At 66.6% G+C, this 20,758-nt stretch carries 21 protein-coding genes; 9 read left to right on the forward strand and 12 right to left on the reverse strand.

Translation table 11 applies throughout. The annotated features are described in order from the left end of the window. Positions 1-2: 2 nt before the first annotated feature. Genes EPO55_RS11685 through cysQ form a run of 4 tightly spaced genes read right to left on the reverse strand, consistent with a single transcriptional unit; the run spans position 3 to position 4,707 of the window. Positions 3-1,433 carry an FAD-binding oxidoreductase gene (locus EPO55_RS11685; RefSeq protein WP_296336976.1) on the reverse strand — a complete coding sequence of 477 codons (1,431 nt, stop codon included), beginning with the start codon at positions 1,431-1,433 and terminating at the stop codon, positions 3-5. Continuing rightward, positions 1,430-2,899: an FAD-binding oxidoreductase gene (locus EPO55_RS11690; protein ID WP_296336978.1), complete on the reverse strand. Its 1,470-nt coding sequence runs from the start codon at positions 2,897-2,899 to the stop codon at positions 1,430-1,432. The genes EPO55_RS11685 and EPO55_RS11690 overlap by 4 nt, the downstream gene beginning before the upstream one ends. 24 nt (positions 2,900-2,923) lie before the next feature. Further along, positions 2,924-3,901 (reverse strand): L-threonylcarbamoyladenylate synthase, encoded by a 978-nt coding sequence (locus EPO55_RS11695; RefSeq protein ID WP_296336979.1) that lies wholly within the window; start codon positions 3,899-3,901, stop codon positions 2,924-2,926. Beyond that, the gene (gene cysQ / locus EPO55_RS11700; protein ID WP_296336980.1) at positions 3,898-4,707 is read right to left on the reverse strand and encodes a 3'(2'),5'-bisphosphate nucleotidase CysQ; all 810 of its coding nucleotides are present in this window, start codon (positions 4,705-4,707) and stop codon (positions 3,898-3,900) included. The genes EPO55_RS11695 and cysQ overlap by 4 nt, the downstream gene beginning before the upstream one ends. A 30-nt stretch (positions 4,708-4,737) precedes the next feature. On the opposite strand from cysQ, the gene EPO55_RS11705 reads away from it, so the two are divergent. Further along, complete coding sequence (locus tag EPO55_RS11705) at positions 4,738-5,499, forward strand: 5'-methylthioadenosine/S-adenosylhomocysteine nucleosidase (RefSeq protein ID WP_296336981.1); 762 nt, start codon at positions 4,738-4,740, stop codon at positions 5,497-5,499. Between the two features lie 129 nt (positions 5,500-5,628). Here EPO55_RS11705 and EPO55_RS11710 read toward each other — a convergent pair whose 3' ends face one another. Then, on the reverse strand, positions 5,629-6,501 hold the full coding sequence (locus EPO55_RS11710) for an S-methyl-5'-thioadenosine phosphorylase (RefSeq protein ID WP_296336982.1): 873 nt from the start codon (positions 6,499-6,501) through the stop codon (positions 5,629-5,631). Between the two features lie 255 nt (positions 6,502-6,756). Here EPO55_RS11710 and EPO55_RS11715 point away from each other — a divergent pair, with 255 nt between their 5' ends. The 4 genes from EPO55_RS11715 (at position 6,757) to EPO55_RS11730 (ending at position 9,618) form a co-directional block, all read left to right on the forward strand. Next, entirely contained in the window at positions 6,757-7,602 is an 846-nt protein-coding gene (locus EPO55_RS11715; RefSeq protein WP_296336983.1) for an SDR family oxidoreductase, read from the forward strand. Next, positions 7,602-8,198: a glutathione S-transferase N-terminal domain-containing protein gene (locus EPO55_RS11720; protein WP_296336984.1), complete on the forward strand. Its 597-nt coding sequence runs from the start codon at positions 7,602-7,604 to the stop codon at positions 8,196-8,198. Before EPO55_RS11715 ends, EPO55_RS11720 begins: the two co-directional genes overlap by 1 nt. 149 nt (positions 8,199-8,347) lie before the next feature. After that, positions 8,348-9,454, forward strand: coding sequence for a choloylglycine hydrolase family protein (locus EPO55_RS11725; RefSeq protein WP_296336985.1), 1,107 nt, complete (start codon positions 8,348-8,350; stop codon positions 9,452-9,454). Positions 9,455-9,468: 14 nt separating this feature from the next. Then, positions 9,469-9,618 (forward strand): hypothetical protein, encoded by a 150-nt coding sequence (locus EPO55_RS11730; protein ID WP_296336986.1) that lies wholly within the window; start codon positions 9,469-9,471, stop codon positions 9,616-9,618. Positions 9,619-9,702: 84 nt separating this feature from the next. On the opposite strand, the gene EPO55_RS11735 is transcribed toward EPO55_RS11730, so the two are convergent. From EPO55_RS11735 to EPO55_RS11750, 4 genes are all read right to left on the reverse strand, one after another. Beyond that, a complete protein-coding gene (locus EPO55_RS11735; protein WP_296336987.1) occupies positions 9,703-10,467 on the reverse strand; it encodes a hypothetical protein in 765 nt (254 codons plus the stop codon). A 66-nt stretch (positions 10,468-10,533) separates the two neighbouring features. Next, positions 10,534-11,319, reverse strand: coding sequence for a class I SAM-dependent methyltransferase (locus EPO55_RS11740; protein WP_296336988.1), 786 nt, complete (start codon positions 11,317-11,319; stop codon positions 10,534-10,536). Positions 11,320-11,439: 120 nt separating this feature from the next. Beyond that, complete coding sequence (locus EPO55_RS11745) at positions 11,440-11,928, reverse strand: hypothetical protein (protein ID WP_296336989.1); 489 nt, start codon at positions 11,926-11,928, stop codon at positions 11,440-11,442. A gap of 19 nt (positions 11,929-11,947) precedes the next feature. Next, entirely contained in the window at positions 11,948-12,712 is a 765-nt protein-coding gene (locus EPO55_RS11750; protein WP_296336990.1) for an SDR family oxidoreductase, read from the reverse strand. Positions 12,713-12,765: 53 nt separating this feature from the next. Here EPO55_RS11750 and EPO55_RS11755 point away from each other — a divergent pair, with 53 nt between their 5' ends. Further along, positions 12,766-13,596 carry an SDR family oxidoreductase gene (locus EPO55_RS11755; protein WP_296336992.1) on the forward strand — a complete coding sequence of 277 codons (831 nt, stop codon included), beginning with the start codon at positions 12,766-12,768 and terminating at the stop codon, positions 13,594-13,596. Between the two features lie 493 nt (positions 13,597-14,089). Here EPO55_RS11755 and EPO55_RS11760 read toward each other — a convergent pair whose 3' ends face one another. Genes EPO55_RS11760 through EPO55_RS11770 form a run of 3 tightly spaced genes read right to left on the reverse strand, consistent with a single transcriptional unit; the run spans position 14,090 to position 16,361 of the window. Beyond that, entirely contained in the window at positions 14,090-14,644 is a 555-nt protein-coding gene (locus EPO55_RS11760) for a protein-tyrosine phosphatase family protein (RefSeq protein ID WP_296336994.1), read from the reverse strand. 11 nt (positions 14,645-14,655) lie between these two features. Then, positions 14,656-15,393, reverse strand: coding sequence for a sulfite exporter TauE/SafE family protein (locus tag EPO55_RS11765; protein ID WP_296336995.1), 738 nt, complete (start codon positions 15,391-15,393; stop codon positions 14,656-14,658). Then, a complete protein-coding gene (locus EPO55_RS11770; RefSeq protein ID WP_296336997.1) occupies positions 15,390-16,361 on the reverse strand; it encodes an alpha/beta hydrolase in 972 nt (323 codons plus the stop codon). The genes EPO55_RS11765 and EPO55_RS11770 overlap by 4 nt, the downstream gene beginning before the upstream one ends. Positions 16,362-16,704: 343 nt before the next feature. On the opposite strand from EPO55_RS11770, the gene EPO55_RS11775 reads away from it, so the two are divergent. Genes EPO55_RS11775 through EPO55_RS11785 form a run of 3 tightly spaced genes read left to right on the forward strand, consistent with a single transcriptional unit; the run spans position 16,705 to position 20,749 of the window. After that, positions 16,705-19,482, forward strand: a complete 2,778-nt coding sequence (locus EPO55_RS11775; RefSeq protein ID WP_296336998.1) for a glycosyltransferase — start codon at positions 16,705-16,707, stop codon at positions 19,480-19,482. Positions 19,483-19,499: 17 nt separating this feature from the next. Next, the gene (locus EPO55_RS11780; RefSeq protein ID WP_296337000.1) at positions 19,500-20,120 is read left to right on the forward strand and encodes a phospholipid methyltransferase; all 621 of its coding nucleotides are present in this window, start codon (positions 19,500-19,502) and stop codon (positions 20,118-20,120) included. Then, the gene (locus EPO55_RS11785; RefSeq protein WP_296337001.1) at positions 20,117-20,749 is read left to right on the forward strand and encodes a CoA pyrophosphatase; all 633 of its coding nucleotides are present in this window, start codon (positions 20,117-20,119) and stop codon (positions 20,747-20,749) included. The genes EPO55_RS11780 and EPO55_RS11785 overlap by 4 nt, the downstream gene beginning before the upstream one ends. The last annotated feature ends 9 nt before the right edge of the window (positions 20,750-20,758 follow it).

Below are 20,758 nucleotides of genomic sequence, written 5' to 3' on the forward strand. Positions count from 1 at the left end.
CCCTAGACGCGGACGATCTTGCCCGGGTTCATGAGGTTCTGCGGATCCAGCGCGCGCTTGATCGACCGCATCGTGTCGAGCTCGATCCTGCTGCGGTAGTGGGCGAGTTCGTCGACCTTCAGCCGGCCGATGCCGTGCTCGGCCGAGATCGAGCCGCCGTAGCCGACCACGAGATCGTAGACCGCCCCGCTGATCGCCTCGCCGTAGTCGCTGAAGCGTTTCTTGTCCCAGCCCGGCGGCGACTGGCAGTTGAAGTGGAGATTGCCGTCGCCGACATGGCCGAACGGCACCGGCCGGCAGTCGGGCAGGGCCTTCTTCATGGCGGCGAGACCTTCGGTCATGAAGGCGGGGATCTTGCTCACCGCGACCGAGATGTCGTGCTTGATCGACGGGCCCTCGCGCTTCTGGGCCTCGGAGTGGTTTTCGCGCAGCGCCCAGAAGGCGCGGCCCTGGGCCTCGTTCTGGGCGATGGCGGCGTCGAGCACGAGGCCCTGTTCCATGGCCTCGCCGAGATAGGTCTCCATCTTTTCCCTGAGGCCGGTCTTGTTGGCGCCCTCGCGGCGGGCGCGGGTCGACGACCATTCCAGTAGCACGTACCAGTCGTGGCGTTCGGCCAGCGGATCGTTCGCTCCGGGAATGTGCTTCAGGACGAAATCGACGCCCTGCCGCGCCATCAGCTCGCAGGAGGTGACGTTGTCCTCGCTGGCGGCATGGGCGCCGCTCAGCAGGTCGACGGCGGCCTGGGGCGACGGCACGGCGATCCACGAGGTCGCCACGTCCTTGGGCTTGGGCCAGAGTTTCAGCACCGCCTTGGTAATGATGCCGAGCGTGCCCTCGGCGCCCAGGTAAAGATCGCGCAGGTCATAGCCGGTATTGTCCTTCTTGAGCGCCCTGAGGCCGTTCCAGACCTCGCCCGACGGCGTCACGACCTCGAGGCCGAGCACGAGATGGCGCGTGTTGCCATAGTGCAGCACCTGCACGCCGCCGGCGTTGGTCGAGAGATTGCCGCCGATGGTGCAGCTTCCCTCGGCGGCGAGGCTGAGCGGAAACAGGCGGTCGTGGGCGGCGGCCGTCTCTTGGATCGTCTTCAGGACCACGCCCGCCTCGACCGTCATCGAGTAGCCGATCTCGTCGATCTCGAGGATGCGGTTCATGCGGGTGAGCGACAGCACGATCTCGCGGCCGTCCTCATGCGGCATGCCGCCGCCGACCAGGCCGGTGTTGCCGCCCTGCGGCACGATGGCGACCTTTTCGGCGGCGCAGAGTTTGACCACTCCTGCGACCTCCTCGGTCGAGCCGGGCCGCACCACGGCAAGCGCAGTGCCGAGATAATTGTCGCGCCAGTCCGTGAGATAGGGATGCTTGGCGGCGTCGTCGGTGATCAGGCCCTTGTCGCCGACGAGGGCGCGCAGCTTGTCGACAAAGTCGCTCACAACCGGAGAATCTTCCCTGGGTTCATGATGTTCTTCGGATCGAGCGCGCGCTTCAGCGAACGCATCGTGTCGAGCTCGATCCTGGAGCGGTAGTGCGCCAGCTCGTCGATCTTGTCGATGCCGATGCCGTGCTCGGCCGAGATCGAACCCGCCATGTCGCGCACCAGGTCGTTCACCGCGCGGGTGATGGCGGGCGAATACTGCTTCAGCGTCTCGCGGTCCATGCCCTTCGGCCCCATGAACGAGAAATGCAGGTTGCCGTCGCCGATATGGCCGAGCGGGTAGGGCCGGATCGAGGGCAGGATATCGAGCGAGGCTTTTATGCCCTTTTCGATGAAGGCCGGGATCTTGGAGATCGACACCGAGATGTCGTAGCTGAGGCCCGGCCCCTCGGCGCGCGAGGCGGGCGCCACCGATTCGCGGATGACCCACATGTTGCGCGCCTGCGCCTCGCTCTGCGCGATCACCGCATCCAGCACGCGACCCGACTCGAGCTGCTCGCCCAGGAACTGCTCCATCTTGTCCGACATGCCCTCCGCGCCCTCGGCCTTGGGCCGCGACGACGACCATTCGAGCAGCAGGAACCACGGCGTGTCGGCCTTCAGCGGGTCCTGCGTGCCGGGAATGTGGCGCAGCACCATGTCGGTGCAGGCGCGGCTCATCAGCTCGCACGAGCCGACGTTGTCATCCGATGCGGCATGCGCCTCCGACAGGATCTCGATGGCCGCCTGCGGGTCGCGGATGGCAAGCCAGGCGGTGCAGACGTCCTTGGGCGCGGGCCACAGCTTCAACACCGCCTTGGTGATGATGCCGAGCGTTCCCTCGGCGCCCATGAACAGGTGCTTCAGGTCGTAGCCGGTATTGTCCTTCTTGAGCGAGCGGAGCCCGTTCCACACGTCGCCGTTGGGCAGCACGACTTCCAGGCCCATCACTAGGTTGCGGGCGTTGCCGTAGCGCAGCACCTGCACGCCGCCGGCGTTGGTCGATAGGTTGCCACCGATCATGCACGAGCCCTGGGCGCCCAGGCTGAGCGGAAAGAAGCGGTCGTGGCCGGCCGCCGTCTCCTGCAGGGTCTGCAGCACGCAGCCCGCCTCGACGGTCATCGAATAGCCGACCGGGTCGACGTCGAGCACATGGTTCATGCGGCCGAGCGACAGCAGGATGCCCGAGTGGGTCGGCCACGGCGTGGCGCCGCCCATCAGGCCGGTGTTGCCGCCCTGGGGCACGATGGCGATGCCGTTGTCGAAGCAGAGTTTTACGACCCTGGAGACTTCCTCGGTGTTGGCCGGGCGGACCACGACGGCGGCGGTACCGATGTTCGTGCCGCGCCAGTCGGTGACGAAGGGTTGCTTGCCCTGCTCGTCGAGGATCAGGCCCTTGTCGCCCACGATGGTACGTAGCGCTTCCAGGACGGCGGGGGTCACCGGAGCGGTCGGAATGACGGGCGCAATGATGGTATCGGGCATCGTTTCCTCTGATTTTGTCCCAGACTAGCCGCGCCGGCCGGTGCCGTCACCCGCTGCCGCCCGGCGCAGCCGGTCGTTGATCGCAAGGCCGAGGCCCGTTTCCGGAATGGGCATGACCGCGATGCGGCCGATGCCCGGCCGGTCGAGCAGCCGCATCTGGGCAAACAGGTTGGCGGCTGCCTCCGCGAGATCGCCCGACGGGCTGAGATTGTAGGTGAGCATCGCGCCCTGGGGCACCGTGGGCCCGAAGGCCAGCAGGCCCTCATCTGCGCCGACGGTGCTGGCCCCCAGCCGCACCGGACGCGCCGGCGCGTAGTGGCTTTCGAGCTGGCCGGGCGATTTGCGCGCCGAGTCGCCGGAAGGGAGGGCATCGCTCACGGCGATGGGTCCGATCACCGCCTCGATCGCCTCGCGGGTGGCGCCGCCCGGTCGCAGCAGGGTGGGCGTCGGGCCGGTGAGATCGAGCACCGTCGATTCGACGCCGACCAGGCAGGGTCCGCCATCGAGGATCAGCGGCACGCGTTCGCCCAGCGATTCGGCGACATGCTCGGCGCGTGTCGGGCTGATGGCGCCGCTGCGGTTGGCCGAAGGCGCGGCAATCGGCCGATCGGCGGCGCGGATCAGCGCCTGTGCGATGGGATGCGACGGCGCGCGGATCGCCACCGTGTCGAGCCCGGACGTCGCCAGCAGGGAAATGGGCGAGCCTTCGCTGCGCGGCAGCACCAGCGTGAGCGGTCCCGGCCAGAAGCGCGCCGCGAGCCGGTCGGCGGTGTCGTTCCAGCGGACGAAGCGCTTGGCTTCATTCGATCCAAGCACATGGCTGATCAGGGGATTGAACTCGGGCCGACCCTTGGCCTCGAAGATCGCCGCGACCGCGCGCTCGTTGGTGGCGTCACCGCCCAGGCCGTAGACCGTTTCGGTCGGGAAGGCGACGAGCCGGCCGTCGCGCAGCAACTGCGCCGCCTCGGCGACCGACTGCGCGGTCGGCGCGACGAGCTTCATCGCGCCGCCGTGCTCCGGGCGATGAAATGCGGATTGGAGAAACGCGGCTTGCCGTAGAGCAGGGGGCGGCCGTCGGTGGTGACCACTTCGCCGCCCGCAGCTTCGAGCACACCCTGGCCCGCGGCAGTATCCCATTCGTTGGTCGGGCCGAAGCGTGGATAGATGTCGGCCTTGCCTTCGGCGATCAGGCAGAATTTCAGCGAGGAGCCGGCCTGCACGCGGTCGGCGACCGTGAGGTTGTTGTTGCGGAACCAGATGTCGAGGTCGCTGTAGATCGCGTGGCTGCGGCTCGCACAGGCCGTCAGGCCCTGCGGCGGCGGCGGGCGCGTGGTGATCGCCGTGAAGGCGCCATCACGCTCGCGCTTGTCGGCGCCGAGGCCCGCCGCGCCGCGCCACAGCGTCTCGGTGGCGGGCGCCAGCACGATGCCGAGCGTCGGCCGGCCCTTCTCGATCAGGGCGATGTTCACCGTGAACTCGCCGTTCCTCTTGATGAATTCCTTGGTGCCGTCGAGCGGGTCGACCAGCCAGAAGGGACCACCCCCCGATTGACTGGTGTCGATCTTCGGCACGTGGCCCGCGGCCATCTCCTCCTCGGCCACGACCGGGAGGCCGGGTGTGAGGGCGCGCAGGCCGGCCACGATGATGACTTCCGCGGCATGGTCGGCGTCGGTGACCGGACTCTTGTCGGCCTTTGTGCGTTCGCCGAGGTCGCCGGCATAGATGCGCATGATCTCGCGGGCGGCATCGCGGGCAAAGACTGTGCAGGCGTCGCGAAGAGTTGTGAGGTCGGGGAGGGTCATGGACATGGGAGCGGCGACCTTATAACCCATTCGACCATGGCAAACAGGCTTTTGGGCGTCATTTCAGCCCTTCCCGAAGAGCTGGCCCATCTCTCCGACCTCTCGGGCGAGCAGAGCCTGATCGGCGGGCTGCCCTTCTGGCGCGGCCGGATCGCCGACCGCGACGCGGTGTTCGTCGAATCGGGGGCGGGCAAGGTCAATGCCGCCATCGCCACGACGCTGCTGCTCGACCGTTTCGACTGCCGGGCGCTGATGCTGTGCGGGGTGGCCGGCGGCCTCGATCCGGCGCTGGGGGTCGGCGATGTCGTGGTCGGCATCGGCAACACCCAGCACGACTACGGCGTGCTGAAAGAGGACAGCTTCCTCACCATCCAGCCCGGCAGCCGGCCGTCGCTGGGCGAGGATCCCACGCCGGGCTATCCGCTGGCCGGGCCGTTGGCGGCGCGCCTGCGCGAGGCGCTGACGGGCCTCGTGCTGGAGCCGTTGCCGGAAACCGTGGGCGCGGGCCGCCGCACGCCCGCGATCCATTTCGGCACGATCCTGACCGGCGATATTTTCGTCAATTCCGAGCGCACGCGGCAGCGCCTGCATGCCGAGTTCAAGGCGCAGGCCGTCGAGATGGAAGGCGGCGCGGTGGCGCAGGTCGCGCATCGCTGGGGTGCCGACATTCCGGTCGTCAACGTGCGCTGCCTCAGCGACCTCGCCGGCGCCGAAAGCCATCTCGATTTCCGCGCCTTCCTGGCCGTGGCGGCGCGCTACGCCTCGCAGGTCGCCCACCGGCTGGCGCCGGTGATTTGATTTCTTCCGGTCGACACGAACTCACCTCACCCTGAGGAGGGCGCGCAGCGCCCGTCTCGAAGGGTGGGACCAGTCATGCTGTTGCCCATGCTTCGAGACGCTCGCGTCGCTCGCTCCTCAGCATGAGGTCTATTGCTTCAACACACGTCCCGCGACGGCATCGAGCTTGCCCACCATCTCGGCCGAGCGCGCCGCAGGCGCCGTGATCAGGGCATGGTCGAGCGTGCGGTCGCAGCCGTGCGGGCAGGGCGCGGGCCTTGTTGCCTTGAGCCGCGGGGCCACCATGCTGACCAGCGTCTTGGCCTTCTCGGCATTGTCGAGCAGCACGCGCACGATGTCGGCCACCTGCACATGGCCGTGGTCGGGATGCCAGCAGTCGAAATCGGTGACCATGGCCACGGTCACGTAGCAAATCTCCGCTTCGCGGGCGAGCTTGGCCTCCGGCATGTTGGTCATGCCGATGACGTCGCAGCCCCAGCTCCGGTAGAGCTTCGATTCGGCGAGGCTCGAGAATTGCGGCCCCTCCATCGCCAGATAGGTGCCGCCGAACTTTATGGGAAAGCCCGCCTTCTGCGCGCAGTCGTGGACCGCCTCGGCCAGCCGGTTGCAGGTCGGATGCGCCATCGAGACATGCGCCACCAGCCCTTCGCCGAAGAAGCTCTTCTCGCGCGCGAAGGTGCGGTCGATGAACTGGTCGACCACGACGAAATGCCCGGGCGGCAGATCCTCGCGCAGCGACCCGCAGGCCGACAGCGAGAGGATGTCGGTGACGCCGGAGCGCTTCAGCGCATCGATATTGGCGCGGTAGTTGATCGAGCTCGGCGAATGGCGATGGCCGCGGCCATGGCGCGGCACGAACACGACATCGAGCCCGTCGAGGACACCGAACAGGAATTCGTCCGATGTCTCGCCGAAGGGCGAGGCGACCCTGCGCCACTCGGCGTTCTTGAGGCCCGCAATATCGTAAACGCCGCTGCCGCCAAGAATGCCTAATACTGTCATCCGCTTCTCCTTGCTGGCGATGGTGTATCATGCTCGAAATCGATATTCCTCCCCCGCAGGGCTATGGCTCTTCACTTCTCCTCCCCCGCTTGCGGGGGAGGTGGCCGAAGGCCGGAGGGGGTCATAGGCGCGCGATGCATTGATGCTTCTGACCCCCCTTCGCCCCCTGCGGGGGCACTTCCCCCGCTTCGCGGGGGCAGAGGAAGGCTATATGCGATAGCCTTGAGGCAATGATGTGCAAGTGAAGGAAACACCATGGGCAGGCTCGACGGCAAAATCACCATCGTGACAGGCGCGACCAGCGGCATCGGCCGCAGGACCGCCGAGATCTTCGTGAAGGAGGGCGCCAAGGTCCTGGCGACCGGCCGCCGCGAGGAGCTGGGGCGCACGCTCGAAGCGTCGCTCGGCAAGGACAACTGCCTGTTCCTGAGGACCGACGCCACCCAGGAAGCCGACGTCAAGGCGATGTTCGCGGCCTGCCTCTCGAAATGGGGCCGGCTCGACTGCCTGTTCAACAATGCCGGCGGACCGGCGCCGGTGGGCGGCATCGAGACCGTGCCGGTCGAGGGCTTTGACGCCGCGATGGCGACGCTGGTGCGCTCGGTGATGCTGGGCATCAAGCACGCGGCCCCGATCATGATGAAGCAGGGCTCGGGCAGCATCATCAACAACGGCAGCATCGCCGGCCGCCGCGCCGGCTACTCGACCTCGATCATCTATGGCGCCGCCAAGGCGGCGGTGAACCACCTCACGGTCTGCACCGCCATGCAGCTCGGCGAGAAGAATGTGCGGGTGAACTCGATCTCGCCGGGCGGCATCGCCACCGGCATCTTCGCCAAGGCGCTGGGCGTCGCACCCGACAAGGCCGACGGCTACGCCGAGGCGGCCAAGAAGATGATGGCCACCATGCAGCCGATCCCGCGTGCCGGCATCACCGACGACATCGCCAACGCCGCGGTGTTCCTCGCCTCCGACGACTCGAGTTTCATCAACGGCCATGACCTGGTGGTCGACGGTGGCGTGGTCGGCGGCCGGCTGTGGACGCCGCATCAGGAAGGCGTGAAGGCGATGCGCCGGGCGTACGGCGTCGACGAGGTCTGATGCTGCGGATTCTCGGCAAGGCGAGTTCGATCAACGTCCGCAAGATCCTGTGGACCTGCGAGGAGATCGACCTGCCCTATGAGCATCAAGAGCAGGGGGCGGAGCTTGCGCAGAATCCCAACGGCCTGGTGCCGGTGATCGTCGACGGCGACTTCGTGCTGTGGGAATCCAACACCATCCTGCGCTACCTCGCCGGCCGCTACGGATCGGCAGCGCTGCTGCCGCACGAGCCGCGGGCGCGGGCCGAGGTCGAAAAGTGGATCGACTGGCAGGCGACTGAGTTCAACTCGGCGTGGCGCTACGCCTTCATGGCCGTGGTGCGCAAGAACCCGGCCTTCGATGATCCGCGCCAGATCGCGGCTTCGATCAAGGACTGGACCCGGATGCTCGCCATCCTCGATGAGCGACTGGTGGCGACGGGCGCGTTCGTCACCGGTGCCGGCTTCACCCTGGCCGACATCCCGATCGGCCTGTCGGTCAACCGTTGGTTCATGACGCCGATCGAGCGGCCGTCGTTCCCGGCGGTGGACGCCTACTACGAGCGCCTCAGCACGCGTCCGGCCTTCCTGAAGCACGGCCGCAATGGCATTCCGTGACTACCCGTCATGTTCCTCTCCCCCGCGAGATATTTTAGCCCGCACTACGAGGCGGTAGGCAACGTCCTGCTCGGCGGCAAACCGGCGGTGTTCCCGTAGGGTCCAATCGACTACAAAGGGGTGTTGGAAGTCCACGGAAAGGAAAAGCCATGCGGCCCAGTTCGAGCATGAAACGCCTGAGCGCGGCGGCCGGCATCGTGAGCCTGCTGTTCCCGACCTTTGCGCCGGCGGCCGAAGCCTGCACCGGCATCTTTCTCAAGGCCACGGACGGGTCGGTCGTCCATGCGCGGACGCTCGAATTCGCCCTGGATCTCGACTCGGAAGTCATTGTCGTGCCGCGCGGCTTCGCCCGCAGAGGAGACACGCCGGACGGCAAGGCCGGACTCGAGTGGACGACGAAGTATGCCAGTGTCGGCGCCAACGGCGCCGGCCTGCCCTACATCTTCGACGGGCTGAACGAAAAGGGGCTGGCCGTCGGCCTCTTCTACTTCCCCGGCACGGCCGGCTACATGCCCTACACCGCGGCCGACGCCGCCAAGACGATGGCGCCGTGGCAGATCGGCTCGTGGCTGCTGGAAACCGCGGCCTCGGTCGACGAGGCGCGCGCAGCGGTCGCCAAGATCGTGTTGCCGGCCGTGGTGCTGAAGGCCTGGGGCTTCGCACCGCCGGTCCACTACATCGTGCACGACGCCTCGGGCAAGAGCATCGTGATCGAATACGTGGGCGGCAAGCTCACCGTTTCCGACAATCCGCTAGGTGTCATCACCAATTCGCCGGCCTTCGACTGGCACATGACCAATCTCCGGAACTACCTGAACTTCTCCATCTACAACGCGCCACCGGTCATGCTGGGAAAGGTCAAGCTCGAGCCCCTCGGCCAGGGGTCGGGCATGCTGGGCATACCGGGCGACTTCACGCCGCCTTCGCGCTTCGTCCGCGCGGTGGCCTTCACCCAGTCGATCCTGGAATCGGCGACGGGCGGCGAGGCCGTCCTGGAAGCCTTCCACATCCTCAACAATTTCGACATTCCCAAGGGGGCAGCGCGCGACGAGAAGAAGGACGCGCAGGGCAACGTCGTGGCCGACTATACGCTGTGGACGAGCGCCAACGACCTGAAGGCCAGGCGCTTCTATATCCGGACCCGCGCCAACAGCCAGATCCGCTCGGTCGACCTGATGAAGATGAATCTCGATGCGAAGGACATCGTCAAGTTCTCGATCAAGGGCCAGGAAGTGATCAAGCCGTTGGTGCCATAGGGTCAATCGGCAAGATGGTGGCGTTTTGCGGGAGGTACCCGGCGCGCGCGACTCCGGTGGCGCGTGCCGGGCATACGCTCAGCCAGCAGATCCAGTCGCGCGGCGCGCACTGCGAGGCGGTGGGCCACGTCCTGCTCGGCGGCAAGCCGGCGGTGTTTCTTTAGGGTCCCCGCATCCAGTCTCGAAGCGTTCCAACGTCGACGCGTAACCGGAACCTCGAAAGAGATGGCGCGTTGGGTGATGAAGGCTTAGGTGAGCTTGTGTTGCCTCTGAAAAAAAGCCGAATGCAATCCGCCGTCGGGCGGCCTGGCGGCGATATGTTGCGTGACTTGAGACTTTCCCGAACCGTTCCCCGCAACCATCAGCATGACGTGATTGACCGGAATGGTTTTTAACGTCTCCCGCTTCAACAGCTCATCAAAGACACTTTCCGGCTCGCCCTCGGGAACGGCAATCCAGTATCTCAATGCCGTGAGCATGCTCTGCGTTTCGGCGTCATACGCCTTGTAGTCACCGGCAAGGTAGTGCGTTCCCAGGGTTTCGATCCGGCCGATACAGATCGGTTCTCCCGCGGCTGCAGGATCCTCCGCACTATGGTCGCTGTGCAGGCCATGCGGTTGGGGCGCCGTGAACTTGCCGTAAGAATAATGCCCCTTGCGATAGCGCGCCGCCGGAACGAGGACGCCCATCATCTCATCGACGTCGTCGTTATAGAGGCGGGCATGATTGGCCATCGTGTCGGGCGTGCCGCCGCCAAATTTTTCAACACGCCAGCTGTCATCGACGGCTACGGTGGTGACATCGTCGAACTGCTTCGCCTGTTCATGGATCGCTTTGCGTGCAGCCTCGCAGAAGCGGGCAATGGGTATCGGCAAGTGCGTATGCGCTTCGCGATCATTGAAATTGTCATGCAAGCGTTTAATGAGAGACCACTGTCCGGAAGAAAGAGGCAATGGCTCCAGTATCTTTAGCCTGGGCTGTACGGCCGCCCATGCCTGATGAAGAGCGGTCATTGTAGATATCGCGACCCTTCCGACATTGCGCCGTGTAGAGCGCCCGCGCCCGCGCGTCTTGGTCGCTCAGTCCGGCACCGTGCCACGACAGGCCCAGGCGACAGCCACCATGGAACGAGGGCCGTCGGGACGATTAGCGATATAGGCGCGGCGCACATGCTCCCGCAGGATTTCGCGCTTCTCATCCGGCAGCTTAACGACATACTGGCCATGGGGTCCCTCGCCACTGGCGAATGGCGCCCAATAGTCCTCGAAGGACTGGAACTCCATGTGGGTCAGCAAGCTGACCTGCTCGACATCGCGCAGGCCGAGATCTAGCCACAGCTTTTCCATCTCGCCGGGTCCGTTGAGGGGCCGAAAAAGGGGCCGCTGCAGCGTCGGGTCAAGCACGCCGGCGATGTCCCAAAGGATGCGCGCGAAAGGTTGCCCGCCATAACCGTCCCATACGGCGGCCGTGATCGTGCCGCCGGGCCGGACGACCCGGCGCATTTCCTCGACTGCCCTTCGCGTTTCGGGAATGAAGTGCAGCACCAGCAACGAGAAGGCGCGATCGAACGACGAATCCGGATATGGCAAGGCACAGGCGTCGCCGACGTCGAAGGTGAAGCGGGCATCGGTGCTTCTCGCGCGAGCGGCCGCGATGTAGGACTCCGTCAGGTCGATCCCGGTGGCCGACGCGACGTTGGCAAAGGCCGGCAGCGCGAAAGTCAGACTGCCGGTACCGCAGCCCATGTCGAGCACACGGTCGCCTTCGCCAAGGCCACCAAACCTGATCAGCGACGGCGCCAGCCGGCGACTCCAGCGACCCATGAGTTGTTCGTAACGGTCTGCATTCTGGAAGCCACTTGTCACGATTCTCCCCCCTCAAACTTTATGGTCCTGTCCGGACATCGCCTGGTCGATCTTATAGCCCAATTGAAACAGGCACGGACCAGTTCAGTCGTTCATCGGGAAAATGCGAGGCATGGCGCGCTACTCGCGCACCGGCTGGCCTTCAAGCGCGAGCGGCGCGTCCTGTGCCGGCTTGGCGCCGTCGTCGAGGCGCAGGCAACCGGCGTTCAGCCCGTCGCCCGGCGTCTTGTCGACCGGGGCGATGAACAGCGCCGTCACCTTGAGGTCGCCGACCGCAAGCCGCGCCTCGCTCAGCCAGCGCGTGGCGCGGATCGAGGCGCCGGCCTTGTCGAGCCTGATCCAGCCGCAGAGGATGGCGCGCTCGCCCGAACTGTCGATGCGGATATGGGCCGTGTCGTTGCCCTTGAAGGCGCCGGCGGCGCTGGTCACCCGCCATTCGAACGGCACCGCGCGGTAGAGCCTGGCGTCCTCGGCCGAGACGTCGGTGGTGCCGAGATAATCCGCCTTGGCGAGCGACGGATCGCGGATCCAGCCCTGCGAGGCGGCGATGCCGAACAGGATCAGGCCGGCGCCCAGCAGCAGGAATACCCAACGCGGAATGCCCGACATGGTGCCTACGCCCTCAGTTTCACGCCAGAATCGTCGTCAGGCCGCCGTCGACCACCAGCGTATGGCCGGTGATGTAGGCGCCGGCGTCGGAGGCGAGCAGCAGCAGCGCGCCGCGCAGATCCTCCGGCTTGCCCCAGCGCTGGGCGGCGGTGCGCTGTTCCAGCATGGCGTTGAAATCCTTGTTCCGCTGCAGCGGAATGTTGAGCTCGGTGCGGATGTAGCCCGGCGCGATGGCGTTGGCGGTGACGTGCGGGCCGTACTCGGCGGCGAGGTTCTTGGTGAGGCCGACCAGCCCGTGCTTGGCCGCGACATAGCCCGCCACCGAGGCGCGGCCCAGGATCGCCATCACAGAGGAGATGTTGACGATGCGCCCGTACTCGCGCGCCAGCATGTGCCGGCCGACCTCGCGCGACAGGACGAACTGCCCGATCAGGTCGGTCTCGATCACCTTGCGGAAATCAGCGGTCTCGGTGTCGACGATGTCCTGGCGGTGGATGACGCCGGCATTGTTCACCAGCACGTCGATGCGGCGGTGCTTGCGGATGATCGCCCGCACCTGGGCGCGCACGGCGTCTTCGTCGGTGATGTCGAGCGGCACGACATGGGCCTTGCCGCCCTTCCTGGCGATGGCCCGGGCCGTGGCCTCGAGCTCTTTCACGGTGCGGCCGGCGCAGAGCACCGTGGCGCCGGCGCCGGCCAGGGTGAGGGCCATGTCGCGGCCCAGGCCGCGCGAGGCCCCGGTCAGCAACACCACGCGGTTCTTCAGCGAAAACAGGTCTGCCATGGGGTGCCATCCTAGCCTATGAAGGGTGCCGCGAGATATCGGGAGAAAACGACATGGCGACGACGAACAGGGCGAAGTCGAACGGGGCGAAGACGAACAAGGTGGCGATCGTGACGGGCTCGGCCACCGGGCTGGGCGCGGCATGCGCGGTCGACCTGGCGGGCCGCGGCTGGAACGTCGCGATCAACTACACCAAGAGCAAGAAGGAAGCCGACGAGACCTATGCCGCGGTGAGGGCCAAGGGCGTCGAGGCGATCCTGGTGCAGGCCGACATGGGCCAGGATGCCGACTGCCGCAAGCTCGCGGCCGAGACCCTGAAGAAGTGGGGCCGCATCGATGGCCTGGTCAACAATGCCGGCACGACCAAGTTCCAGAGCCAGGGCGATCTCGACGGAGTCACGCCCGAGGACTTCGACCGCATCCTGCGCGTCAACGTCACCGGCCCCTACATGATGAGCCGCGCCGTCTATCCGACGATGAAGAAGCAGTGGGACGAGCACCAGGACCGCGGCTCGATCGTGAACATTTCCTCGATCGCGGGCGTCATGGGCGTCGGCACCTCGATCCCTTATGCGGCCTCAAAGGGTGCGCTCAACACGCTGACCCTGTCGCTGGCGCGCTGGTTCGGGCCAGCGGTGCGCGTGAACACGGTGTGCCCGGGTTTCATCCAGACCCGCTGGCTGCTGGGCGCGCTCGGCCAGGAGAACTACGAGAAGCTGCGCGATGCCCAGGAGGAGACCACGCCGCTCCGCCAGGCCGGCACGCCCGAGCAGATGGCCGAGGCGGTGATCTTCTTCCTCACCAGCGCCAGCAACATCACCGGCGAATTCCTGATCGTCGATGCCGGCACCCATCTCGGCGGCCTGCCGATGAAGGGGCGGTAATACCTCACCCTGAGGAGGCGCGTAGCGCCGTCTCGAAGGGTGGCGACAACAATGCTGTAGCCCATGCTTCGAGACGCCACGCTACGCGTGGCTCCTCAGCATGAGGTAGGGCTCTATGCTGGCAGTGCTAGCAGCCCGGCGAAATGTGCGAGGCTGATTTGCGATTGGCGATTCACAGCTTCAGCCGGATTCGCACTATATTTCCTCTATCGTCGCCACGACGTGCATCTGCTGCAGGGCCGCCCGGTTCAAATACCCGGAGCGGCCTTTTTCGTGGCCGATGGCAGCCCGGGTCATGGTGTTCGCGACGGTGTGAATTATCGAACAGCTCCGCGATTCGGCGCCACGCCGGAGCGGCATCGGCGTTGTGCCGGAGGGGACTGCCAAGTCGTTGAAGCGACGTTGGTTCCGGCGGTGCGCGGCACACGCTTCGGCACAGCTGGCGCGATTTCGCGGAACACTTCGTGTGCCGATGCCCGGCCCACGATTTGTGCTACGTCGGCAGCTCGTGGCCGCGGCCGATGTTGCGGACGACCTCGCTCAGGTGCGGCTTGGCCTCGATCAGGGCGCGGCGGTAGGCGACGAGGCCGCGCAGCATCGCGCCGTCGCGCTTCAGCAGCTGGTCGGCGAACTCGACCATGCGGGTGTTCGGCCAGCCGTGCTTGCGCAGGCCGAGCAGCTTCAGGAAGGCCGCTTCCTCCTGCCCGGGCGCGTGCTGGGTCATGAGGATGGCCGCTGCCGCGGTCGAGCGCGAGATGCCGGCGTGGCAATGGACCAGGACATGGCCCTTCGGATGGGCGTGCACCTTCTCGCCGAACGCCAGCAGCTTCTCGATGTGCGCCGGCGTACAGGCTTCGAAGCCCGGGTACTCCGCCACGACATCGTCGAAGCGGATCAGTTCGTGGTCGATCTTCGAGAAACCGTCGAGGGCGCGCGGGCGCGGCTCGTGGGTGTCGATGATCGACAGCACGTGGCTGACGCCCGTCGAGCAATGGAGCGGCAGCTCGGGGATGCCGCAGATGGTGACCTTGTGGGTGAGCAGGGGCATGGCCGGAGACCCTACAGCAAGCCGCGCGCCATGTGCAGGCCAAGCGCCAGCATGCCGAACAGGAATATCTTGCGGAAGGTTTCGGGCGAGGCCGCATGGCGCACCTTCTGGCCGAGCCAGACGCCGATGAAGGTGGGAACGATGGCGGCGACGCCCCCGATCATGTTGGCGGTGTCGAAGACGTTTTGCTGGACGAGGGCCGCGGCCAGGGCGCCGGTGATGACCACGAACAGGATGCCGAGGCCCTGGATCAGCTCGTTCTTCGAGATCTGCAGCGACTGCATGTAGGGCAGGAACGGCACCGCCGCGATGCCGGTGATGCCGGTGACGGCGCCGGTCGCCAGGCCGGCCAGCGGATTGGCCCACGGTTCGGCGGCACGCGGCATGACGGGACGCCAGGCGAACAGGGCGAGCAGGGCGTAGAGCATCAGCAACAGGCCGAGCCAGCCGGCGGTGCCGGGTGAGCCGAGCTTGCCGATGAAGACCGCCATGCCGATCACGCCGATCACCGCCGCCACGGCCATCGTGCCGAAGCGGCGCAGCAGCGCCAGGAACCGGCGGCCATAGAGGGCCTGGAAGACGTTCGTGGTCAGGGTCGGGATGGTCATGATCGCCAGCGCATCGCCCAGCGGCAGGGCGAGCGTCATCAGGCCGATGGCGATCGGCGGCAGGCCGACGCCGATCGCGCCCTTGGCGATGCCGGCGACGATGAAGGCACCGGCGACCACCAGCATCTGCAGTTCGGTCATCCGCCGGGCACGCTTCTCGCCAGCCGGTCGAAGGCTTCCCAGAACAGGGCGCGGATGTCGTCGGTCTCCATCATGATTTCGTGGCGCGCCTGCGCGATGGTGAAATGCTCGGCGTGACGCATGCGGGCGACGATGGGACCGTGGTTCGCGGGGTCGATCAGGCGATCCTCGCCGGCCGTCATCACGAGCAGCGGCAGGTCGACGCGCTCGAGGTAGCCGGGGGCGAGCGCCGCCGTCATCGAGCGCACGGCCTGGCGCGACCAGCCGATCGTCGGGCCGCCCAGGGTGAGGCGGGGATCGGCGGTGAACCATTGGTCGGTGAACCGGTAACGCCGCTCATCGTGGGTGACGAAATTCGAGGCGAACTCGCGGGCCAGCAGGATGAACGGGCCGGTGCCGAAGAGGTAGCGGTCCTCGACGGCCGGTACCTCGGGCATCAGCATCAGGATCGAGCGCAGCATGGCTTCGCGCCGGAGCGCGGTCATCGGCGACACGAAGACCCCGGCCGACAGCGGTCCCGATCCGTTCTCGGCCAGGTGCCGCAGGAGGATATGGGCGCCCATGGAATGGCAGAGCGCCAGGACCGGCCGGGGGGCCGCAGGGGCGACGATCGTCTCCAGGAACAGCGCCAGGTCGGCCATGTAGGTCGTGAAACTGTCGATATGACCCTTGCCGCGGTCGGGCAGGGGCCGGTCGGAGAGGCCCTGGCCGCGCCAGTCCACGGCATAGACCGCAAAGCCGCGGTCCAGCAGCTCGCCCACGATCTCGGTCGCGTATTTCTCGATGAACTCGCCACGGCCCGTCAGGACGACGACCGTCCCGCGCGGAGTTCCCGGGACGTTCCAGACCGCATAGCGCAAACGCGCCCCGGCGGCGCCCACGAATCCGTAGCGGTCGGCCGGGCGATAGCGGGCGGCCAGGTCGGCCGGCACGGCCACGGGGGCTGCCGAGGGATCTTGATCAGTCATGCGCTGTGGCGTTTTGGCGAAGGCCGGCGCCGGTTGCCAGTGGAGATTTGGGCAATTTGGCCATCTTCGCCGGCAGTCCCTTTACCGTTTCGGGAGGCACGGCTATAGATCGCCCCGGTCGCCGCATCGTCTGCGAAGGGTCGCAGACGAGGAAATCGGGCGCAAGGAAGCCTCCAAGAGGTCCGCCGCACTGCGTGGTAATCGGCTCGTCGGTTGAGCTGATCCGGCACGGTCCTTGCGTCGACGTTCATCGTCCGCAGGAGACATGCGACCGCGATCCCGACGACGGTATGCACCACCGGCGGCTTGTCGGAGTGATCGTCAAATAATGATCCGTCAGGGATTGGTTCTTCTGCTTGCTGTCGCGGCCACGATCGCGGGCTGGCGTCTGCTCGACGGCCAGATCGAGGCGGCCAACGTCGAAGGGCCCCTGCACGGCGTCACCTATGCGCCATGGGCCAAGGACCAGGATCCGATCGAAGCCAAGTCGAGCGGCATCTGGAGCTTCCTGCGCACCGCCTTCACCGACGCACCCGCCGCCGCCGTCAAGCCGCGCAAGGAGCAGATCGAGCGCGACTTCGCGATGCTGGGCGGCAAGGTGAAGTACGTGCGCACCTACCGCACGACGGACGGCGGCGACGTCATGCCGGAACTCGCCGCCAGGAACGGGCTGAAGCTGGTGCCTGGCGCGTGGATCTACAGCGCCAGCGAGGCCAAGCAGCAGTTCGGCCGCGAGGCGAGCGCGGTAAATGCCGAGGAAACCCGGGCGTTGATCCGCATGGCCAACCAGAATCCCAGCGTCGAGCGCGTGCTGGTCGGCAACGAGAACATCCTGCGATGGGACGGCCAGAAGGACCTGCGCGATCCCAATGCCACCAGCCCGGCCCAGCTCATCCGCGAGATCCGCAACGTCAAGCGCAACGTCAAGGTGCCCGTGAGCACCGCCGAGCCGTGGCATGTCTGGCTGCACTATCCCGAGCTCGCGCGCGAGGTCGATTACCTCGCCGTCCATATCCTGCCCTACTGGGACGAGAAATCGGACGAGACGCCGCTTCAGTATCTCAAGAGCCGGATCGGCATGCTGAAGCAGGCCTATCCGAACAAGAACATCATCGTGACGGAGGTCGGCTGGCCGTCGAACGGCGCTTCACGTCGCAGTCCCGGCAGCGGCCTGGTCAAGCATGCGACGCCGGCCGAGCAGGCCAAGAACATCCGTGACGCCGTGGCGTGGTTGCGCACCCAGAACATCGAGCATTTCGTCGTCGAAGCGGTCGACCAGCCCTGGAAGTCCTACGATCTCGAGGGCAAGGCCGGTGGCTACTGGGGCCTGTGGAACGCCGACCGCCAGCAGAAGTTCAACTGGACGGGAACCATCGAGCGCTTCCCGCAGTGGGCAAGCTGTGCCGCCTGGTCGGTGGCAGCGGCGCTGCCGCTCATGCTGTTCTTCCTGTGGCGCTGGCGCAACCTCGAGACGTGGGGCCAGATCGCCTTCTGTGGCCTGGTGGCGCTGTCGACCAGCGCAGTCGTCTATGGCGGGTCGGTCGCGGCCGGCAGCTACATGGTGGTGGCCGAGATGGTGGGCTGGGGCGTGCTCGCCTTCTTCCTGGTGCTGAGCCTCGGCATGGCCCTGATGCAGGCGCTCGAGATGGTCGAGACGATCTGGCGGCGGCGCTGGTCGCGCGAAGCTTTGCCGGCGACAGAGATGATCGCGCGCCAGCCGGCGAACCGGGAGTGGCCGAAGGTCTCGCTGCATCTGGCCATCTGCAACGAGCCGCCGGCGATGGTGATCCAGACGCTGGAGTCGCTCGCGAAGCTCGACTATCCCGACTACGAAGTCATCGTCATCGACAACAACACCAAGGATCCGGCGGTGTGGCGGCCGGTCCAGGATTATTGCGCGTCGCTGGGCGAGCGGTTCCGCTTCTTCCATTTCGACGTCATGAAGGGCTTCAAGGCCGGCGCTCTCAACTACGTGCTGAGCCAGACCGCGCCCGACGCGAAGGTGATCGGCGTCATCGACAGCGACTACATGGTACGCGCCGACTGGCTGAAGGCGCTGGTGCCGTATTTCGACGATCGCAAGATCGGCTATGTCCAGGCGCCACAGGACCATCGCGACTGGACCGGCGATCGCTTCAAGGAAATGCTGAACTGGGAGTATGCCGGCTTCTTCGACATCGGCATGTGCCTGCGCAACGAGTACGACGCCATCATCCAGCACGGCACCATGACGCTGGTGCGCCGCGACCTGATGGAAGAGATGGGCGGCTGGGCGACCTGGTGCATCACCGAGGATACCGAGCTTGGCCTGCGCTTGATGGAGCAGGGCTACGGCGCCATGTACAGCCGCGAGCGCTTCGGCAAGGGGCTGACGCCCGACCATTTCGCCGGCTACAAGAAGCAGCGCTTCCGCTGGGCCTACGGCGCCATGCAGATCATGAAGGCGCACGCCGGCAAGATGCTGAACAACAGCACCAAGCTCACTCTGGGGCAGAAGTATCACTTCGTGGCCGGCTGGGCGCCGTGGTTCGCCGACGCGCTCAACCTCATTTTTACGTGGGCGGGTCTCGCCTGGCTGCTGGCCGTGCTGCTGCCGCCGCTGTTCGGCATCAAGCCAGTCGGCCTGCCGCCGGCCGAGTTCATCCTGCCCACGGTCGGCATCTTCGTCTTCAAGCTGCTCTATTCCTTCGGCCTCTACTTCGATCGCGTGAAGTGCACGTTCCGCCAAAGCGTGGGCGCGTCGCTCGCCGGCCTCGCACTCACCTACACCGTGGGTCGCGCGGTGATCTACGGCCTGGCGACCAGCCGGCTTCCCTTCATGCGCACGCCGAAAATGGACGAGCGCGCCACCTTGGGCATGGCGCTCGGCATGGCGCGCGGCGAGGCGGTGCTCGCGATCCTGCTGTGGCTCGGGGCGGCGGCCCTGTGGGTCAACAATGGCGTCGTCGATCCCGAGGCAAGACTTTGGGCCGTTTTCATGGTCGTGCAGTCGTTGCCCTTCGCCGCTGCGGTCTACGTGTCGGTCGTGAACGCGCTCGAGCAGATGCGCCACACCCGGACCGTGTTCGAGGCCGCACCCGCGCCCCGGGTCAGCGGCCCGTCGATGCAGCCCGCTCAGTAATCTGCTAGCGTTGAATCATGCCTACGTTCGAGTCACGCCACGGCCTCGATTCACGTGCCGGCACTGCCCTTTTCCTGAAACGCTGGCTGCGCCGGCCCTTCTCGATGGGGGCCGTGATTCCGAGTGGCCGCCTGCTGGCCGAGGCAATGGCGCAGGCGACGCTGCAGGCTCTGGAAGGCCGGTCGGGTCATGTCGTCGAACTGGGCGCCGGCACCGGAGAGGTCACCAAGGCGCTGCTGGCTGCCGGCATTGCCCCGACCCGGTTGGCGCTGATCGAACGAGAGCCCGAGCTGGCGGCCTTCCTGCGCCGCCATTTCTCGGAACCGCAGATCATCGAGGGTGACGCGGCGCGCCTGCCGCGTCTTCTGGCCGACCACGGTGTCGCCCCCGTTGCCGCCGTAGTATCGAGCCTGCCGCTTCTGTCACTGCCGACGGATGTCGTGAACGGCATCGTGCACGGCGTGTTCGATGCGCTGCCGCGCGGCGCCGCGCTCATCCAGTTCACCTATGGCCCGACGCCGCCCGTGCCGCGCGCCCTGCGTCAGGGTTTGCGTCTGGTCGGCACCCGCGGCGCGCGTATCTGGCGCAACGTACCGCCCGCCGTCGTCTGGACCTTCAGAAAGCCACCGACGGCGTGACACCTTTCCGCTTCGACGTCTCGCTGCGAGATGCGATCATTGACCGCCTCAGCCGTTTCGATCGGCGTCGCCACGAGGATACCGGGGAACTCAAGCACGCGGCGGTGGCCATCGTGGTGGTCGAATCCGACACGCCCGGTGAGGCTGCGTTTCTGCTGACGAAGCGCACGCCGCGGCTGCGCGCGCACGGCGGGCAGTGGGCCTTGCCGGGTGGCCGCCTCGATCCCGGCGAGACGATCGAACAAGCGGCGTTGCGTGAACTGGAAGAGGAACTGGGTGTCGCGGCTGCTTCCGCCGATATCCTGGGCACGCTCGACGACTATCCGACGCGGTCGGGCTATCTCATCGCGCCCGTCGTGGTGTGGATTCCCGGTGGCGTGCGGGTGACGCCCAATCCGGCGGAAGTCGCTGCCGCCTACCGTATCCGCTGCGCCGAGCTTTTCCGCGAAGGCTCACCCGAGATCGTGGCAATCGAGGAGTCGGATCGGCCGATCATCCGCCTGCCGCTGCCGGTCGCCACGGTCAATGCGCCGACGGCGGCCGTGCTTTATCAGTTTCGCGAGGTGGCGCTGGCCGGGCGCGACACGCGCGTCGACCATTTCGAGCAGCCGGTCTTCGCCTGGCGCTAAGCCGTTCGG

Origin of the sequence: Reyranella sp. (assembly GCF_004296935.1) — a bacterium.
Classification (GTDB): Bacteria; Pseudomonadota; Alphaproteobacteria; order Reyranellales; family Reyranellaceae; genus Reyranella.

Bases quoted from the DNA above. Each gene is read 5' to 3' on its own strand.
- EPO55_RS11690 (WP_296336978.1), bottom strand. From the start codon at position 2,899: ATGCCCGATACCATCATTGCGCCCGTCATTCCGACCGCTCCGGTGACC.
- EPO55_RS11750 (WP_296336990.1), bottom strand. From the start codon at position 12,712: ATGGCAGACCTGTTTTCGCTGAAGAACCGCGTGGTGTTGCTGACCGGG.
- EPO55_RS11770 (WP_296336997.1), bottom strand. From the start codon at position 16,361: ATGACTGATCAAGATCCCTCGGCAGCCCCCGTGGCCGTGCCGGCCGAC.
- EPO55_RS11715 (WP_296336983.1), top strand. From the start codon at position 6,757: ATGGGCAGGCTCGACGGCAAAATCACCATCGTGACAGGCGCGACCAGC.
- EPO55_RS11780 (WP_296337000.1), top strand. From the start codon at position 19,500: ATGCCTACGTTCGAGTCACGCCACGGCCTCGATTCACGTGCCGGCACT.
- EPO55_RS11725 (WP_296336985.1), top strand. From the start codon at position 8,348: ATGCGGCCCAGTTCGAGCATGAAACGCCTGAGCGCGGCGGCCGGCATC.
- EPO55_RS11695 (WP_296336979.1), bottom strand. From the start codon at position 3,901: ATGAAGCTCGTCGCGCCGACCGCGCAGTCGGTCGCCGAGGCGGCGCAG.
- EPO55_RS11710 (WP_296336982.1), bottom strand. From the start codon at position 6,501: ATGACAGTATTAGGCATTCTTGGCGGCAGCGGCGTTTACGATATTGCG.
- EPO55_RS11735 (WP_296336987.1), bottom strand. From the start codon at position 10,467: ATGACCGCTCTTCATCAGGCATGGGCGGCCGTACAGCCCAGGCTAAAG.
- cysQ (WP_296336980.1), bottom strand. From the start codon at position 4,707: ATGTCCATGACCCTCCCCGACCTCACAACTCTTCGCGACGCCTGCACA.
- EPO55_RS11745 (WP_296336989.1), bottom strand. From the start codon at position 11,928: ATGTCGGGCATTCCGCGTTGGGTATTCCTGCTGCTGGGCGCCGGCCTG.
- EPO55_RS11755 (WP_296336992.1), top strand. From the start codon at position 12,766: ATGGCGACGACGAACAGGGCGAAGTCGAACGGGGCGAAGACGAACAAG.
- EPO55_RS11760 (WP_296336994.1), bottom strand. From the start codon at position 14,644: ATGCCCCTGCTCACCCACAAGGTCACCATCTGCGGCATCCCCGAGCTG.
- EPO55_RS11765 (WP_296336995.1), bottom strand. From the start codon at position 15,393: ATGACCGAACTGCAGATGCTGGTGGTCGCCGGTGCCTTCATCGTCGCC.
- EPO55_RS11720 (WP_296336984.1), top strand. From the start codon at position 7,602: ATGCTGCGGATTCTCGGCAAGGCGAGTTCGATCAACGTCCGCAAGATC.
- EPO55_RS11730 (WP_296336986.1), top strand. From the start codon at position 9,469: ATGGTGGCGTTTTGCGGGAGGTACCCGGCGCGCGCGACTCCGGTGGCG.
- EPO55_RS11705 (WP_296336981.1), top strand. From the start codon at position 4,738: ATGGCAAACAGGCTTTTGGGCGTCATTTCAGCCCTTCCCGAAGAGCTG.